The sequence below is a fragment of the Corynebacterium riegelii genome (assembly GCF_001263755.1).
In the GTDB taxonomy this organism is placed as follows: domain Bacteria; phylum Actinomycetota; class Actinomycetes; order Mycobacteriales; family Mycobacteriaceae; genus Corynebacterium; species Corynebacterium riegelii.
Genome location: NZ_CP012342.1, coordinates 84776 through 101013 on the forward strand (window position 1 = coordinate 84776; position 16238 = coordinate 101013).

Consider the following 16238-nt stretch of genomic DNA (forward strand, 5'->3'; position numbering starts at 1 on the left):
TGCCCATGGCGCAATTTGTTGATAGGGCAGTGCTGCACCTGCAAGCTGGCGATGGTGGGCACGGGTGTGTGTCTGTGCACCGCGAAAAGTTCAAGCCGCTGGGTGGGCCCGATGGGGGCAATGGCGGCCACGGCGGCGACATCATTTTTGAGGTGTCGCCGCAGGTACACACGCTCTTGGACTTCCAGTTCCGCCCGCACGTGAAGGCGCAGCGCGGCAACAACGGCGAAGGGGACCACCGCAATGGTGCGCGTGGTGAGGACCTGGTGCTTGAGGTGCCGGTTGGCACGGTGGTGCGAAGCGCTGACGGTGAGATCCTGGCAGACCTGACGGTGCCGGGCACCCGCTTTGTGGCTGCAGAGGGCGGCTACGGCGGCCTGGGCAACGCGGCGCTGGCAACTGCGAAGCGTAAGGCGCCGGGCTTTGCGCTCAAGGGCGAGCCGGGTGAGGCGCACGACTTGATCCTGGAGCTGAAGTCCATGGCCGATGTGGGCCTGGTTGGCTTCCCGTCGGCGGGGAAGTCCTCGCTGATTTCGGTGCTGTCTGCAGCCAAGCCGAAGATTGCGGATTACCCGTTTACCACGCTCGCTCCAAACCTGGGTGTGGTTAATGCTGGCCATGACACCTTTACTATTGCGGATGTGCCGGGGCTGATCCCGGGCGCGAGCGAAGGCAAGGGCCTGGGCTTGGATTTCTTGCGCCACATTGAGCGCACCGCGGTGCTTGCGCACATTGTGGATACCGCGACGATGGAGCCGGGGCGTGATCCCCTCTCTGACATTGAGGCCCTTGAGGCGGAGCTGGATGCCTACGCCGAGGAACTCGACATGGATTCCGGCCTGGGTGATTTGCGTGAGCGTCCCCGCCTTGTGGTGCTGAACAAGATTGACGTGCCGGAGGCTCGTGAGCTGGCGGAGTTTTTGCGCGAGGATATTGAGCAGCGTTTCGGCTGGCCGGTATTTTTGATTTCCACTGCCACGCGCGAGGGCTTGGATGAGCTGAAGTGGGCGATGTGGGAGGTTGTGCAAAAGGCGCGCAAGGCTCGCCCGAAGGCGGTAAAGCCTGCGGAGCCTATCGTGATTCGCCCGAATGAGGTGAAGAGCACCCGTGATAACGGCATCAAGGTGGAGCGCGACCCGCTGTACCCGGAGGGCTGGATTGTCACCGGTGAGAAGGCGGAGCGGTGGATCCGCCAGACGGACTTTGAAAACGATGAGGCCGTGGGCTACCTGTCTGACCGTTTGGAGAAGGCGGGTGTGGAAGACGCGCTGCGCAAGATTGGTGCGCGTGAGGGCGATGTGGTCACGATTGGTGAGGTCTCCTTTGACTGGGAGCCTTCGCGTGGTGGTGACCCGACGCTTGCTGGCCGCGGCCAGGACGCACGTCTGGGCGGTACGGATCGTGCGTCTGCTGCGGAGCGTAAGCGTGCCTCCCAGGCTCGTCGTGGCTTGATTGATGAGTTTGATTACGGTGCTGGCGAGGCCGCTGAGCGCGAGCGTTGGCAGGGGTAGGGGTGTTAGAACTTCGGGAGCAGATTGCGTCCGCGCGGCGCATTGTGGTCAAGCTGGGCACTTCTTCGCTTGTCGACGCTGACGGAAACCTCGACGCACGCAAAATCGACCTGATTGTGGATGCGATTGAAAAGCGCATTGCCCGCGGCACTGATGTGATTGTGGTGTCTTCGGGTGCTATCGCTGCTGGTATGGCGCCGCTTGGGTTGAAGGTGCGCCCGAGGGATTTGGCGACGAAGCAGGCGGCTGCCTCTGTTGGCCAGATTCACTTGGCGCAGGTGTGGGGTGCGTCGTTTGCTCGCTACGGTCGCACGATTGGTCAGGTGCTGCTGACCCAGTCGGATGCGGGTTCGCGTGAGCGCGCCCGTAACGCGCAGCGCACGATTGACCGGCTGCGGCAGATGGGGGCGGTGCCGATTGTCAATGAGAACGACACGGTGGCTACCTCTGAAATGCGCTTTGGTGACAATGACAGGCTCTCGGCGATCGTGGCAACGCTGATCAGCGCGGATGCGCTGGTGTTGTTGTCTGACGTGGATGGGCTCTATGACATGAACCCTTCCGATCCGCGGGCGCGTCTTTTGGATGAGGTGCGAAGCGGCAAGGACCTAGAGGCCGTTAAGGCTGGCGACGGTGGCGTGTTTGGCACCGGCGGCATGGCCGCGAAGGTCTCGGCTGCGCGCCTGGCTGCGCGTGGTGGTGTGCCGGTGCTGTTGACAGCAACGGAGAAGATCACCGAGGCGCTTGGGTCTGCTGAGGTGGGCACCGTGTTCCATACCCGCCCGGGCCGCAAGCTGTCCGCCTGGAAGTTCTGGGCGTTGTATGCCGCCGATGCGGAGGGCGTGCTGCGTTTGGACGCCGGCGCGGTCAGCGCCGTCACCAGCGGCGGAACGAGCCTGTTAGCTGTGGGCATTACCGGCATTGAGGGTGAGTTCCACGCGGGCGACATTGTGGAGATCCTGGGCCCGGATTCCGCCGTGGTTGGCCGTGGCGAGGTTGCCTATGACGCGGTCGAGCTTGCCACCATGCTGGGGCAGCATACGCATGAGCTGCCGGAGCACTTGCGCCGGCCTGTGGTGCATGCGGATTACTTGAGTAACTACGCCTCGCGTCTGTAACCGCTACTGTGGGCGGGCATGAAGTTCACGTATGTGCCTAAGCCGAAAGAACAGCCGATTGCAGACATGGAGGCCGCAGGCCACACTTATGTAGCGCTCGAAGACAACCCGGACATGGTGCTCTTCGGCGGTGGCCCGGATGATTTCCCAGATGAGCTGCCGGAAAGCGTCAAGGTGGTGCAGATTCTTTACGCGGGTGTGGAAAACCTGCAAGACGTTTTTGCCAAGCACGCCGCAAACGGTGTGCGTTTTGCCAACGCGGGTGGTCTGTATGACGACACGGTTGCAGAGTCCACGCTGGCGCTGCTCCTGGCGGTGGAGCACCGCATCAAGGCGGTGAGCAATGAGTGGAACAACACGCAGATCTTCGCGGAGAAGCAGTACCTGTTTGAGGACAGGAAGCTGGCCATCATCGGCGCCGGCGGCATTGGCAAGACCTTGATCCGTTTCCTAGAGCCTTTCGGGATGAGCATTACTGCGGTGAACCGTTCTGGCCGTGAGGTGGAAGGTGCGGATCAGACGGTGACGCTGTCTGATGAGGTGTGGGCGAACCACGATTACTTTGTCATGCTCGCCCCGCTGACGGAGGCCACCCGCCACATGGTCAATGCCGAGACCATTGCGAAGATGCCTGATAATGCCGTGGTGATCAACGTTGGCCGCGGCCCGCTGATTGATACTGAGGCGCTGACCGAAGCGCTGACCAACGGCACCCTGCGCGGCGCCGGGCTGGACGTGACCGAGCCCGAGCCGCTGCCGGCGGACCACCCGCTGTGGAGCCTGGACAACTGCGTGATCACCCCGCACACAGCGAACATTCCCCGCTTCATGACAGGCCGCATCGGCCCCCTTGCCGCGAAGAACTGGGACCTGTTCGAAGCCGGCGAGAAAATGTCCACCGAGGTTGACGTCGAGGTCGGCTACTAGATGGCTACTAGTCGGCTACGAACTTCCGGATAAGCGCAGCGGGCCTCGGCTAAGCTTGCCGCATGACTGATCTCAACACCCCACGCGAAGCCGAGCGCGCCGAGGTTTTGGACAAGGCGCGCCGGGCCAAAGATGTAGCACCTACGCTTGCGACCTTGCCGCAGCCGACAAAGAACCAGGTTCTGCATGCCGCGGCCGATGCGCTGCTGAAGCGTGCAGACGAGATCATTGCGGCCAACCAGCGCGACCTAGATGAGGGCCGCGCCCAGGGTTTGGCTGAATCGCTGCTGGATCGTCTCGCCCTGGACCAGGGCCGCATCGAGGGCATTGCGGGTGGCCTGCGCCAGGTTGCAGGCCTGAAGGACCCGGTGGGGGAGGTGTTGCGCGGCCACGTGATGGATAACGGCATCCAGATGAAGCAGGTCCGCGTGCCGCTTGGTGTGATGGGCATGGTCTATGAGGCGCGTCCGAACGTCACCGTCGACGCGTTTGGTCTTGCGCTGAAGTCCGGCAACGCGGCGCTGCTTCGCGGTTCGAAGACCGCGCGCCACTCTAACGAGAAACTGGTGGAGATTCTCCAGGACACCCTGGCTGCCCACGAGCTGCCGCGTGAGGCCGTGCAGCTTCTGCCGTGTGAAACCCACGATTCGGTCCAGGATCTGATCACCGCCCGCGGGTTGGTTGATGTGGTGATTCCCCGCGGCAGTGCTCGCCTTATTGAGGCCGTGGTCACCGGCGCCACCGTTCCCACCATTGAGACCGGCACTGGTAATTGCCACTTCTACATTGACCGTGATGCGGAGCTAGATTCCGCCATTGCCATGCTGCTCAACGGCAAGACTCGGCGTGTGAGCGTGTGCAACGCCACTGAGACGGTGCTGGTAGACGCCGCATTGCCGGAGGAAGCGAAGCAGCGCATCATCACCGCACTGCGCGGCGCCGGGGTGACTATCCACGGCGATGCGTCCAAGGGTTTCGTGCCCGCCACGGATGAGGATTGGGGCGAGGAGTACCTCAGCATGGACATCGCGTATGCCGAGGTAGGCGGCGTGGACGGCGCGATTGCCCACATTGCTAAATGGTCCAGCGGGCATACGGATGCGATTGCGTCCCAAGGGGCTCTTGCTTTACGACGCTTCGCGGACCACGTCGACTCCGCCGCCGTCGTCCTCAACGCCTCCACTGCCTTTACGGATGGGGAGCAGTACGGCATGGGTGCAGAGATTGGCATCTCTACCCAGAAGCTGCACGCGCGCGGACCGATGGCCTTGCCGGAGCTGACCACCACGAAGTGGATTTTGGAGGGAACGGGACAAACCCGTCCATAAAATACGGACATAAACGCGGTTCTAATGGTTTGCGCAGCGAGAATGGTATACAATTCCGAACCATGAAAACTGCACGTGTGATTGTTTCCCTGGCCACCGCAGTCGCTGTCACGGCTGGCGCTGGCACCGCTGTTGCTGAAACCAGGCCGTCTGATCAGATCGGCTTCGAAAAGAAGGATTGCCCGGTCAATGACAAGGGCGAGATCATCGAGGACCAGTGCAAGACGAAGAAGGAGAATCTTCCTGAGGGTTCCGCGAAGGCGTTCGACACCCTCTGGGCTGGCCTGACCTCCTCGCAGAAGGCGTCCTCCGGTGAGGGTTCCTCCAAGGACGCTGAGGGCAACAAGACTGAGATTCCGGGTTGGGGCATCGCCCTGATCGTGCTGAGCGTCCTGGGTGCCGTCGGCGCGGGCATCTTCAACCTGTTCGTTGAGAGCAGCAACATCCGCTTCGTCTAACCCCTGTACCAAACACATGCGTATTGGGGTGATGGGCGGGACGTTTGACCCGATCCACCACGGCCACCTCGTCGCAGCAAGCGAAGCGGCACACCGTTTCGCGCTGGACGAGGTGGTTTTTGTACCTACGGGACAGCCGTGGCAGAAAGCGGGCAGGCAGATTTCGCCAGCAGAGGACCGCTATTTGATGACGGTGATTGCCACCGCCTCCAACCCACGCTTCACCGTCTCGCGCGTGGACATTGACCGTGAGGGCCCGACCTATACCATTGACACCCTGCGGGATCTGCGCGAGGTCTACCCGGATGCGGAACTGTTCTTCATCACGGGCGCGGATGCGCTGAGCTCAATCATGTCGTGGCATGACTGGGACAAAATGTTTGAGCTGGCAGAGTTTGTTGGCGTGACGCGTCCTGGCTATGAGCTGACGGAGGACATGCTGCCGCAAGACATCCAGGAGCGGGTGCATCTTCTTGACATTCCGGCAATGGCGATCTCGTCCACGGACTGCCGCGAGCGTGCGTCGCAAGGGCGCCCGGTGTGGTACCTCGTCCCGGACGGGGTGGTGCAATATATAGCGAAGCATGGGCTGTATCGCCCGCAGGTGGCACAATAGGGGCTATTAACCGCCGGCTCATAGCAAACGTGAAGGAACGTATTTTTGACTGCAGCGCAAATTTCGATTGAACAAGCCTCCATCGCGGCACGTGCCGCCGATGAGAAACTGGGCGCCAACATTGCCGTGATTGACGTGTCTAACGTCATGGCCATTACGGATATTTTCGTGGTTGTGTCCGCGGAGACGGAGCGCCAGGTGGCGTCGATTGTGGAGGAAGTGGAGACCGAGTTGACGGCGGCTGGGTTGGAGCCGAAGCGTCGTGAAGGAAACCGTGAATTCCGCTGGGTGCTGTTGGATTACGGCAATTTTGTGGTGCACGTGCAGCGTGAGGCGGAGCGTGAGTTCTACGGCCTGGATCGTCTGTACTCGGACTGCCCGGTGATTGCCGTTGAGGGTCTTGAGCCGTACCAGCGCCCGGGCGTGTTTGCGGATGATGCCGCCGTGCGCGAGGTAGAGACCTTTGAGGATCTACCTTTGGCTGGCGAGGGTCCGGACGCTGACGAGTACTAAGCGCGAGTTTTAAGCGTGAAACGTCGACTGATTCTGCTGCGTCACGGGCAGACGGATTACAACGCCACCCGGCGGATGCAGGGCCATTTGGACACCACCTTGTCCGCGCTGGGTGAGGAGCAGGCGCTTCGTGCTGCCAAGGGGCTGCGCGGGTTTGGCATTGGCAAGATTGTCAGCTCGGATTTGTCGCGTGCCCGTCGTACTGCGGAGATTGTGGCTGGGGAGTTGGGGCTTGCCTTTAGCGAGGACGCTCGGTTGCGCGAAACCCACCTCGGCCAATGGCAGGGCAAGACCCACGAGGAAGTTGACGGTGCGGATGCCACGATCCGCGCGCATTGGAGAAACAACGCTGCTTGGGCGCCGCCGGAGGGGGAAAGCCGCTTGGATGTGGCCAAGCGTGCGCGTCCGGTGGTGGATGAGCTGATGGATTCCTACACCGACTGGGACGATGCTGCGGTGCTGCTGGTGGCGCACGGCGGCACGATTTCCGCGCTGACGTCTAGCCTGCTCGGGTTTGCTGAGCAGCAGTACCCCTTGCTGAAGGGGCTGGGCAATACGCACACCTCCCAGCTGGTGGCCATGCCGCGCTACGGTGCGCAAGACCCCGGTGAGGTGCAGTGGTACCTGGAGGCCTGGAACCAGGGGCCGGATGCGTTATGACGGTGCGTGTAGTTGTCGATTCCGCCGCAGGCCTGCCCGCTGAGATCGCCGAGGAGCTCGACATCACGGTTGTGCCGATGCACGTGATGGAAGACGCCGATGGTGAAGGCTCTACGTCGGGGTTGACGGCACTTGAGCTGACCGCGTGTTACGCCCGCCAGCTGGAGCGCGGCGGTGATGAGGGCGTGGTGGCGCTACACCTGACCAAGACCATGTCCTCGACCTGGTCGGCTGCCGTGACCGCCTCGGGTGTGTTCCCGGGCACGGTTCGCGTGGTGGATACCGATACCGCTGGCATGGCCATTGGCGCAGCCGCCATGGCTGCGGCCACGGTTGCCCGTGAGGGCGGCACGCTTGAGCAGTGCGAGGAGATGGCCGTCAACACCCTGAAGCGCGCGGAGACCTGGCTGTACCTGCAACAGGTGGAGGGCCTGCGCAAGTCTGGGCGTTTGTCTACCGGTACCGCGCTGTCTGCAACCCTGCTTGCCACCAAACCGATCCTGCGTATGCACGACGGCAAGTTTGAGCTCGCCGCGAAAACCCGCACGCAGACCAAGGCGTTTGCCAGGCTTGCAGAGCTGGTGCTTGAGCGTGCCGACGGCGAACCCGTCTTCGCTGCTGTCCAGCACGCGGATGCCGCCGACGCCGCTGAGCAGTTCGCGCTCATGCTTGAAGAGGTCCTGCCGCAGCACTCGCAAGTACTTGTAGAGCCGATGGTGGACGTGCTTGCCACCCACACCGGCAAGGGTGCGATCGGTCTGTCGGTGATCTTCGCCGAGCCCGCGTGAGTGCCCTCTCGCGCGCCAAGTGCGTACTGAAAACCGCCCCGTATTTTCAATAACTCGCGCCTTCTTTTCATTAAGAGCGCGTTTCTGTGGATAACTTCGCGCGTTATCCACAGTCGCACCATGCACCACTTCCGTGCCTTGCGCTGCCGGTTTACGGTCTGCAGGCATGAACCTCAAAGACAGAATCAAGGAGCTTTCCCGCCCAACCGGTGAGGAAGATACCCTGCCGGTGGAGTACCCGGAGCCCAGGTTTGCGGTGGGGCGGAGGCAGGCGGTGGCGGTGGCGCTAATAAGCATGGGGCTCGTCGGTGCCTGGGCGTTTACCCGACCGCCCGCGCCGCAACCTACCTGGGAGGAGCCGCCCGAGCCTGCCGAGATCGTGGTGTCCGTGGTGGGGGAGGTCGAACACCCCGGGCTGGTCACTCTCGCACCCGGCGCGCGCGTGGCCGATGCGCTGGCGGCTGCCGTGCCCAAAGAGAGTGCGGACCTGTTGGTGCTCAACCAGGCGCAGGTGCTTGTAGACGCCCAACAGATCCTCGTCCAACCCTCCACCCCGGATGCACCGCCTGAAGTTGCCGGGGTGGAGGCGAGCGGCCTGATCTCTATTAACACGGCGACGGCCGAGCAGCTGACCAGCTTGGACGGGGTGGGGCAGGCAACGGCCAATGCGATTGTGGCGCACCGGGAAGCCAACGGGCCGTTTGCCACCCCGGAGGCGTTGATGGAGGTCAAAGGCATTGGGCCGGCGAAGTTTGCGGCGCTGGAAGGGCAGATCACGTTGTGAGTGAGCTTCGGCTAGTGCCCGCGGCGGGGGCGGTGTGGCTGGCGGCGCTGGTGTGCCTGTGGCAAGGGCCGGTTTGGGCCGCGTGCGTGGTGGCTGCGTTTGTCGTGGCGTGCCTTTTGTGGCGCGAGTTTGGGCAGGCGGTGCTGGTTGGTTCGTTGGGGTTGGCGTCGTTGGTGGTGGCGTTGGTGCGCCACCGCACCGCGCAGGCGTGGCAGTTCGGTGACACAGTGGTGGCGACGGTGTCTGGGCAACCCAGGTTATTGGCTAGCGAGACGTGGCTGACGCGCGTTGTGGTGCCCGGGCATCCCTCGACGTTGACCGTGTTCTCACGTGAGATGCCCGAGGGCGTTGTTTCGGGGACGATGGTTGCGGCACATGGCACGGTGGGGGAGAGCAAGCTTGTCGGGGTCAACCCGTACGTGTTCAACGGCAGCCTTGAGGTGGTGGAAGCGCCCAGCGGGTTCGCGGCGTTTGCGCAGCACGTGCGCGAGACCTTTGCCGCATCAGTTGTGCATACAGTGGGGCCGAGTTCCCAGGGGTTGATTCCGGGGATGGTGCTTGGAGATACCTCCTTGCAAACGCCTACCGAACAACAGGCCTACATAGATACCGGCTTGTCGCATCTGTCTGCGGTCTCCGGCAGCAACGTGGCCATTGTGACTACCGCGGCGATTGTTCTGACCACGCTGTTGGGACTTGGGTTGCACTGGCGTTTGGTCGCCGCGGGTGCCGCGCTGTTGGTGTTTGCAGCACTCGTGGGCCCGGAGCCGAGCGTGCTGCGTGCGTCAGTGACGGGGCTGGTGGGCATGGTCGCGGTGCTGACCTCTACGCGCGCGGAACCCATGCACGTGCTCTGTCTTGCCGTGATCGGCCTGGTGTTTGTGGATACGGACCTTGCGGTGCACTACGGGTTCGCCCTGTCCGTGGCGGCAACCGCCGGCATCGTGGCGCTCTCGCCCCTGTTGTACCGAGCACTTGCGTTTACCCGCTGGCCGGACATTGTGGTGCGCGCGCTGTCCGTGGCCATCGCCGCCGATGTGGTGACCATGCCGATCGTCTCTGTTATGGCCGGCCAAGTGTCGCTGGTGTCCACGGTGGCCAACACCCTTGTCGCACCCGCCACGGCACCTGTGACCATCCTTGGTCTGTGCGCCGCCGTGCTGGCGTTGCTTCCCGGCGGGCTAGAGGTGCCGCTGCTGCTGATTGTGCAGCCGTTTACCTGGTGGGTGAACAAGGTGGCGGTGGTGGGGGCGTCATTACCCCTGGCCACCGCGCCGATTGGCCCTTTGGCGGCGATCGTGGGCTACGGCTGGATCATCTACGGCTTTTTAGCGGGGAGGCCGCGGCTGACGGTGGCGTTGGCCGTCGTCACGCTGTGTGTAAGCAACCTTGCGCCCCCGCGCGCACCGGTTGTGGACCAACACCAGCTTGTCGCACACGTGGTGGACACGCGCGCCGATGTGGAACCCGTCCCACCCGGCACACAGCTGGTTGTGGTGTTGGAAGACGGGCCACCCACCACGCGCGGCACCAAAACCATCGGCGGGATCCCCGTCGTGTTTCCCAACCGCGACGGCCCGGTCACCTTGCGTACCGACGCCTCACGCTCCCCCTAACCACGCCCCCTAGAATAGAGCGCATGCAAAACCCCGTGCACCTGGTTTTAGGCGAAGACGAGTTCCTCGCCCAGCGCGCCACCAAGGAGATCATCGCGGACGCAGGCCCCCAGGCCGAAGTGACCACCCTGCGCGGATCCGACGTCACCGCAAGCGAACTCGCCCAGGCCACAAGCCCCTCCCTGTTTGCCGAGGACCGCGTGCTGGTGGTGGAAAAAACCGAACTCGCCGGCAAAGAACCCGTCGAAGCACTCTTGCGCGCCTGCGTGGACGTGGCGCCCGGGGTGACCATTATCGTGCAGCACACCGGTGGGGGACGCCAGAAGGCCTACGCCTCCAAACTGGCCAAAATCGCGCAAGTGCATAGCGTGGCGCCGCTGCGTGACCGGGACCGCCAAAGCTGGCTCACCAACGAATTCAAACGCCACGGTGTGCGCCCCACCCCAGACGTCGTGGCCGCGCTGCTGGAATCCGTCGGCTCTGACCTGCGCGAGCTTGCCAGTGCTGTGAGCCAACTGATCGCCGATACCGAGGGCGAAATCACCGTCGCTGCCGTGCGCGAGTACTACACGGGTGTCGCGGAAGTCGCCGGCTTCGACATCGCCGAACAAGCACTTGCCGGCCGCGCCGACCGCGCACTGGCATCCACCAGGCGCGCACTCCAACTGGGCACCAGCCCCGTCGCCATCGCAGCAGCACTGGCCTACAAGGTCGGCGACGTTGCCAAGCTCTACGGCGTGCGCGGCAACCCCGAGCAACTTGCACGCCAACTAGGCATGCCGCCCTACGGTGTGAAACGCACCATGCAAACCGCACGCCAGTGGAGCGGGGACGCGATCTCTGAAGCGGTGATCATCGTGGCCGACTTGGACGCCACCGTCAAAGGCCAAGGCGGCGACCCGGAGTTCGCCGTCGAAGACGCCGTGCGCCGCATCGCTGAGCTGGCTTAGCTGAGCTGGCGGCGCGGGGGAGCGTCGCAAAGCAAAACGCCCCTGCGGCCACAAGGACCACGGGGGCGTAAATCAAGCGGAAGTGCTTAGCCTTCCATCTTGTTGAAGGCGCGAGCCATGTTGGACTTCTTGTTCGCAGCGCTGTTGCGGTGGAACACGCCCTTGGTCACAGCCTTGTCCAGCTTGCGGGAAGCCACGCGCAGCTGTGCCTCAGCAGCAGCCTTGTCGCCGGAGGCCACGGCCTCGCGGAACTTGCGGATCTCCGTACGGGTGGCGGAGCGGATGGACTTGTTGCGCACGCGACGCTTCTCGTTGGTCAGCACGCGCTTCTGCTGCTGCTTGATGTTAGCCATGTTTGCACCTCTTGCTAGTGGTATCGATGATGTCGAAAACGCGGACCCAAGGTCCTGCCCGCGTTACACACATTCGCCCTGTTTTGGGCAACCACTCAAAAATAGCAGTATGCCCAGGCGGTTACCAAATGCTAGCTCCAGTCAAAGTGGTCCCGCAGCCGGTTCGCCACCCGCTCAAAGCGCAGCGGGGGCAGGGTGGCGCCCCGACGGTGCACGTCACTTTCCGGCACACACAACGTCTTATCCAGGCGCACCCAGCACGGCTCGCCGGAACTATCCCAGCTGCCACAGCCGATGCCCAGCCAGCGCGAATCCTGCGCGTGGTCCTTCTCCGGCGAGATCAACAGCCCCAGCACATCATGGCGGTCGCGGCCCACAACCAGCATGGAGCGCTCACTCGGCGGCTGGGACGGCACGGTCACCCACACCACCTCGCCCGGTTCGGCGCTGCCGTCCATATCAGGCGCGTAGTAAATGTTGCGGGGGATTTTCGCGGTGGCTTTCACTTGCACACGTGCCGCCAGATCTTTGCCGCGGCGCACGGCGGTGCTGGCCAAGCGCTCATTGAGCAGCGCCAAGCCGCGGTCAAGCGACCCTGCGCGTTTGCGTTTCAACAACCTGCGCATGGCCGCCTCCTTTCTTGAAGGCAACTCTAGGTTCTTTGACAGGTTGGCACAAGCACTTTTTGCCGGTGTTTCTCATTTGCGTGTGCACCGGTAGAATCCTGGGGTTATGGCTGCCTTGAAGAAGAATTATGCGGAAGAGACGTTTACGGACCCGTCGAAAATCCGCAACTTCTGCATCATTGCTCACATTGACCACGGTAAATCCACGCTGGCGGACCGCATTTTGCAACTGTCCAACGTGGTGGATGCGCGCGAGATGCGTGACCAGTACCTGGACAACATGGACATTGAGCGTGAGCGCGGCATCACCATCAAAGCGCAGAACGTCCGTCTGCCTTGGACCACCGCCGATGGTGAAGAGTTCGTGCTGCAGATGATTGACACCCCTGGTCACGTGGACTTCTCCTATGAGGTTTCGCGCTCGCTCGATGCGTGTGAGGGGGCTATCTTGCTTGTGGACGCCGCGCAGGGCATCGAAGCCCAAACCCTAGCCAACCTGTACATGGCTATGGACAATGATCTTGAGATCATCCCGGTGCTCAACAAGATCGACCTGCCGGCGGCGGACCCGGAGAAGTACGCCCTTGAGATCGCCAACATCATCGGCTGCGAAACCGAAGAGGTGCTGCGCGTTTCCGGCAAGACCGGCGAAGGCGTGCCGGAGCTTCTGGATAAGGTGGTGGAGTTGATCCCGCCGCCGTCTTCACGCGGCGAGGACGGCGAAGAGCTTGGTGCAGACGCCCCAGCGCGCGCCCTGATCTTCGACTCGGTTTATGACACCTACCGCGGCGTAGTCACCTACGTGCGCATGATGGACGGCAAACTGCTGCCCAACCAGCAGGTGCAGATGATGAACACCGGCACCAAGCTGGAAATTCTGGAGATCGGCGTGGTTTCGCCCACCATGAAGAAAACCAAGGGTCTCGGCCCTGGCGAGGTGGGCTACCTCATCACCGGTGTGAAGGATGTGCGTGAGACGCGTGTGGGTGACACGGTCACCTGGGCGTCGAAAGGCGCCGAAAAGCCCCTCGAAGGTTTCGAGGAAGTCATGCCGATGGTCTACTCGGGCCTGTTCCCGGTTAGCCAGGAGGACTTCCCGGCATTGCGCGAGAGCCTTGAGAAGCTCCAGCTTAACGACGCCTCGCTGACCTGGGAACCCGAAACCTCCGTCGCCCTCGGCTTTGGTTTTCGCTGCGGCTTTTTGGGCCTGCTCCACATGGAGATCACCCGCGACCGCCTGGAGCGCGAGTTCGACCTGGACCTGATCTCCACAGCACCGTCCGTAACGTATCGCGTGATCCGTGAGGACGGCACTGAGCAAATCGTGCACAACCCCTCCGACTGGCCCGGCGGCAAGATCGACGAGGTCTACGAGCCGATCGTGAACATGACCATCATCGTGCCCCAGGAATTTGTGGGCACCACGATGGAACTGTGCCAGTCCAAGCGCGGCCAGATGAAGAACATGGAATACCTCTCCGAGGACCGCGTGGAGCTGCGCTACATCATGCCGCTGGGTGAGATCATCTTTGACTTCTTCGACATGCTGAAGTCCCGCACCAAGGGGTATGCCTCCCTGAACTATGAGGAAGCCGGCGAGCAGCTCGGCGACCTGGTGAAGGTGGACATCCTGCTGCAGGGCGAGCCGGTGGACGCGTTCAGCGCGATCGTGCACAAGGACTCTGCCCAGTGGTACGGCAACAAGATGACCAAGAAGCTCAAAGAGCTCATCCCACGCCAGCAGTTCGAGGTACCGGTACAGGCCGCGATTGGCTCCAAGATTATCGCGCGTGAAAACATCCGCGCCCTGCGTAAAGACGTGCTGTCGAAGTGCTACGGCGGCGACATCTCCCGTAAGCGCAAGCTGCTGGAGAAGCAGAAGGCCGGTAAGAAGCGCATGAAGTCCATCGGGTCTGTGACCGTGCCGCAGGAAGCATTCGTGGCAGCGCTGTCCACGGACGAGGAGTAAGCGCCAACCTACTTCCTGGCGGCGCCTACTGTGCGCCGCCTGCGCCTACCGCGCGCTGCCGCCGCGCTTCCACGCGAACAGGCGCTGCACCACCCACACCACGGCGAACATCAACACGAAGATGATCGCCGCCATGCCCAGGTTGCCCCACGGCCCAGTCCAGCCGGCGGCGTCCGCCCAGTCCGGGGCACCAATGGCCGCAGCGACAAAGCCAAGCACCAGGTTCATGGCTTCGGCGCGCTTGGATTCTTCGTCTGCAATCGCACCCGAGAGCTGCTCGAACTGGGTGCGGATGACGTTTTGGCGTGACTTGACCTTGGAGTCAAAATCATCACGCAGCTGGTCAAAGTTGGTGGCCTCCTGCAGGCCTTTGAGCACGCGAGTGTCAATGTCGCGCCCAGGTACGGAGCGGAACCACAGCTTGTCGCGGATCTCAATGTGATCTAGCTGCAGCTTCTCCAGGCGTTCAAGGTCCGCGCGCAGCTCGCGGTGGTGCATGTCTTTTTCCGCGGTGCCGCTTTTCGCTGCGCTCTTCTCGCCGACAACCTTCAAGGACTTGCGCAGGTGCGCCTCACCCGCCTGGGCGCGCATCTGCAGCATCACCAGATCCACAAAGCGTGACCCCGCCATGGACCAGTAACGCATTCCCTCGCGGCTGGCGGATTTGGTGCGCACCATGCCCACCCCGTTGTCGGAGGTAAACACGGTCCAAGAGGAGAGTTTGGCTGCCAGGAAGCGTCGTAACGCAGCAGGCGTTTGGGCGGGCACGGACTCGGGGTAGGAGTCCGCGCCGGTGAGGATCTGCCAGGCCCATTGTTCGTGCCAGGCCCAGGTGCTTTCGGTGTCGTCGCGAAGCACAAGGGGCGCTTCGATGTCGTCGGGGACCGAGCCGTTGTTGCCCTCGCCGAGGGTCTTGTTCACCGAGTTGGGGCGCGCCGGGTTGGGGATGGCAAACGCTACGCGTTGGGGCGCCGGCAGCGTAAACGTCTCCTCCCGCAAGCCTACCGGCGCGGTGGTGGGCACCAGGCTGCCGCCGGAACCGATGCGCATGGAACGGTCCCTGCCCAACGCCGCATCAATACGCGCCACCGCCAGGTTGGTGAACTTGGTCAGCGCGTAGAGCTGCGGCGGGCTTTCCTCGTAGAAATCATCGTGCTCGTAGAACTGCGAGGAGTTGCGCGGGGTGTGCAGCGTGGCGGATAAAAACCCAAGCGTTGCATTCGAGATGTTCTCCGCGGCCACGTTCAGGATCAGAAAGTCACTGACCACGTGTGCCGGCTGCGGCTCATCAGGCGCCACATCAGTCAGGTTCAGGTCATGGAACTGCATGACCTCTGCGGACAGCAGCCGCAGCGTGGCGGTGCCGTGGCTGTTTCGCTCGCCGCGGATTTGGTCTTCCCAGGGCCGCTGCTCGTCATAATTAACCAGCTCATAGAACGTTTCGTTGCGCACCGGCTCAAACACGAAATGGTGGGCGCTGATCGCGGGGTCCCACCCGGCATCAGCAATCGCCACCTTACGCACCTTCTCAGGCGTGATGCGCTGCTCGGCGCGCTGTTCGGCGAGTTTTATCGCGTCTTCGTGCCACATCACTTCCTTGCGTTCTGAGTGGCTCCAGTTGGACGCAAGCTCCACGTCCACATCCACCGACGCCGCACCGGTGGCCTTGTCCATCGGGTCCACAAAACGCGTGCGCGCGTCGTTGTAGAAGGGACGTCCGCCTTCAATGATGGGGTCGCCGTAGTAGCCGTAGCGGGGCTCAGGTTTGCGAAACACCCCCAGCTCCGGGTCCCACTGCGGGTTCTCCACGGTGCGCACGCCTTTGTCACGGCCGTAGCGCCAGCCTTCGGCGGTGGCGAAGTCAAACGGCTCGCCATACTCCGCTAGCCCGGCGGCGCGCGGGATGGGCATGATGATGCTGAAAAACGCCAGGCGCCACTCGGGTAGGATCGGGGCCTTAAAGTCTTCCGGCACGTAGAAGTCGTGCCCGATGCCGTTCGACGAGTGCAGTTGCATACCTG

16 protein-coding genes are annotated in these 16238 nt (G+C 62.8%); 13 read left to right on the forward strand and 3 right to left on the reverse strand.

Annotated elements, in window-relative coordinates; all coding sequences use genetic code 11:
* The first annotated feature begins 5 nt into the window (after window positions 1-5).
* From obgE to holA, 12 genes are all read left to right on the forward strand, one after another.
* Window positions 6-1511 (forward strand): GTPase ObgE, encoded by a 1506-nt coding sequence (gene obgE / locus AK829_RS00455; RefSeq protein WP_052203298.1) that lies wholly within the window; start codon window positions 6-8, stop codon window positions 1509-1511.
* A gap of 2 nt (window positions 1512-1513) precedes the next feature.
* Window positions 1514-2629, forward strand: coding sequence for a glutamate 5-kinase (gene proB / locus AK829_RS00460; RefSeq protein WP_232305753.1), 1116 nt, complete (start codon window positions 1514-1516; stop codon window positions 2627-2629).
* Between the two features lie 18 nt (window positions 2630-2647).
* Entirely contained in the window at window positions 2648-3556 is a 909-nt protein-coding gene (locus tag AK829_RS00465) for a D-isomer specific 2-hydroxyacid dehydrogenase family protein (protein WP_052203303.1), read from the forward strand.
* 62 nt (window positions 3557-3618) lie between these two features.
* Entirely contained in the window at window positions 3619-4884 is a 1266-nt protein-coding gene (locus tag AK829_RS00470) for a glutamate-5-semialdehyde dehydrogenase (RefSeq protein WP_052203305.1), read from the forward strand.
* Window positions 4885-4946: 62 nt separating this feature from the next.
* Window positions 4947-5342 (forward strand): hypothetical protein, encoded by a 396-nt coding sequence (locus tag AK829_RS00475; protein ID WP_052203307.1) that lies wholly within the window; start codon window positions 4947-4949, stop codon window positions 5340-5342.
* 31 nt (window positions 5343-5373) lie between these two features.
* Window positions 5374-5958 (forward strand): nicotinate-nucleotide adenylyltransferase, encoded by a 585-nt coding sequence (gene nadD / locus AK829_RS00480; RefSeq protein ID WP_052206280.1) that lies wholly within the window; start codon window positions 5374-5376, stop codon window positions 5956-5958.
* 45 nt (window positions 5959-6003) lie between these two features.
* Complete coding sequence (gene rsfS / locus AK829_RS00485; protein ID WP_052203309.1) at window positions 6004-6471, forward strand: ribosome silencing factor; 468 nt, start codon at window positions 6004-6006, stop codon at window positions 6469-6471.
* A 15-nt stretch (window positions 6472-6486) separates the two neighbouring features.
* Complete coding sequence (locus tag AK829_RS00490) at window positions 6487-7131, forward strand: histidine phosphatase family protein (protein ID WP_083439687.1); 645 nt, start codon at window positions 6487-6489, stop codon at window positions 7129-7131.
* Entirely contained in the window at window positions 7128-7919 is a 792-nt protein-coding gene (locus tag AK829_RS00495; protein WP_052203311.1) for a DegV family protein, read from the forward strand. Before AK829_RS00490 ends, AK829_RS00495 begins: the two co-directional genes overlap by 4 nt.
* Before the next feature lie 166 nt (window positions 7920-8085).
* Window positions 8086-8703 carry a ComEA family DNA-binding protein gene (locus AK829_RS00500; protein WP_052203313.1) on the forward strand — a complete coding sequence of 206 codons (618 nt, stop codon included), beginning with the start codon at window positions 8086-8088 and terminating at the stop codon, window positions 8701-8703.
* Complete coding sequence (locus AK829_RS00505) at window positions 8700-10319, forward strand: ComEC/Rec2 family competence protein (RefSeq protein ID WP_052203316.1); 1620 nt, start codon at window positions 8700-8702, stop codon at window positions 10317-10319. Before AK829_RS00500 ends, AK829_RS00505 begins: the two co-directional genes overlap by 4 nt.
* Window positions 10320-10342: 23 nt before the next feature.
* Window positions 10343-11269: a DNA polymerase III subunit delta gene (holA, locus tag AK829_RS00510; RefSeq protein ID WP_052203318.1), complete on the forward strand. Its 927-nt coding sequence runs from the start codon at window positions 10343-10345 to the stop codon at window positions 11267-11269.
* 86 nt (window positions 11270-11355) lie between these two features.
* Here the strand turns inward: holA and rpsT are convergent, their stop codons facing one another.
* Together rpsT and AK829_RS00520 are read right to left on the reverse strand one after the other, a co-directional pair.
* Window positions 11356-11622, reverse strand: coding sequence for a 30S ribosomal protein S20 (gene rpsT / locus AK829_RS00515; RefSeq protein ID WP_052203319.1), 267 nt, complete (start codon window positions 11620-11622; stop codon window positions 11356-11358).
* Window positions 11623-11753: 131 nt separating this feature from the next.
* The gene (locus AK829_RS00520; RefSeq protein WP_052203324.1) at window positions 11754-12248 is read right to left on the reverse strand and encodes a type II toxin-antitoxin system PemK/MazF family toxin; all 495 of its coding nucleotides are present in this window, start codon (window positions 12246-12248) and stop codon (window positions 11754-11756) included.
* Between the two features lie 106 nt (window positions 12249-12354).
* Between AK829_RS00520 and lepA the strand changes: the two genes are divergently transcribed.
* Complete coding sequence (gene lepA, locus AK829_RS00525; RefSeq protein WP_052203325.1) at window positions 12355-14217, forward strand: translation elongation factor 4; 1863 nt, start codon at window positions 12355-12357, stop codon at window positions 14215-14217.
* A gap of 45 nt (window positions 14218-14262) precedes the next feature.
* Here lepA and AK829_RS00530 read toward each other — a convergent pair whose 3' ends face one another.
* A complete protein-coding gene (locus AK829_RS00530; protein ID WP_052203326.1) occupies window positions 14263-16233 on the reverse strand; it encodes a hypothetical protein in 1971 nt (656 codons plus the stop codon).
* Window positions 16234-16238 lie beyond the last annotated feature (5 nt).

Bases quoted from the DNA above. Each gene is read 5' to 3' on its own strand.
- obgE (WP_052203298.1), top strand. From the start codon at position 6: ATGGCGCAATTTGTTGATAGGGCAGTGCTGCACCTGCAAGCTGGCGAT.
- AK829_RS00465 (WP_052203303.1), top strand. From the start codon at position 2,648: ATGAAGTTCACGTATGTGCCTAAGCCGAAAGAACAGCCGATTGCAGAC.
- AK829_RS00470 (WP_052203305.1), top strand. From the start codon at position 3,619: ATGACTGATCTCAACACCCCACGCGAAGCCGAGCGCGCCGAGGTTTTG.
- AK829_RS00475 (WP_052203307.1), top strand. From the start codon at position 4,947: ATGAAAACTGCACGTGTGATTGTTTCCCTGGCCACCGCAGTCGCTGTC.
- nadD (WP_052206280.1), top strand. From the start codon at position 5,374: ATGGGCGGGACGTTTGACCCGATCCACCACGGCCACCTCGTCGCAGCA.
- AK829_RS00495 (WP_052203311.1), top strand. From the start codon at position 7,128: ATGACGGTGCGTGTAGTTGTCGATTCCGCCGCAGGCCTGCCCGCTGAG.
- AK829_RS00500 (WP_052203313.1), top strand. From the start codon at position 8,086: ATGAACCTCAAAGACAGAATCAAGGAGCTTTCCCGCCCAACCGGTGAG.
- holA (WP_052203318.1), top strand. From the start codon at position 10,343: ATGCAAAACCCCGTGCACCTGGTTTTAGGCGAAGACGAGTTCCTCGCC.
- rpsT (WP_052203319.1), bottom strand. From the start codon at position 11,622: ATGGCTAACATCAAGCAGCAGCAGAAGCGCGTGCTGACCAACGAGAAG.
- AK829_RS00520 (WP_052203324.1), bottom strand. From the start codon at position 12,248: ATGCGCAGGTTGTTGAAACGCAAACGCGCAGGGTCGCTTGACCGCGGC.
- lepA (WP_052203325.1), top strand. From the start codon at position 12,355: ATGGCTGCCTTGAAGAAGAATTATGCGGAAGAGACGTTTACGGACCCG.
- AK829_RS00530 (WP_052203326.1), bottom strand. From the start codon at position 16,233: ATGCAACTGCACTCGTCGAACGGCATCGGGCACGACTTCTACGTGCCG.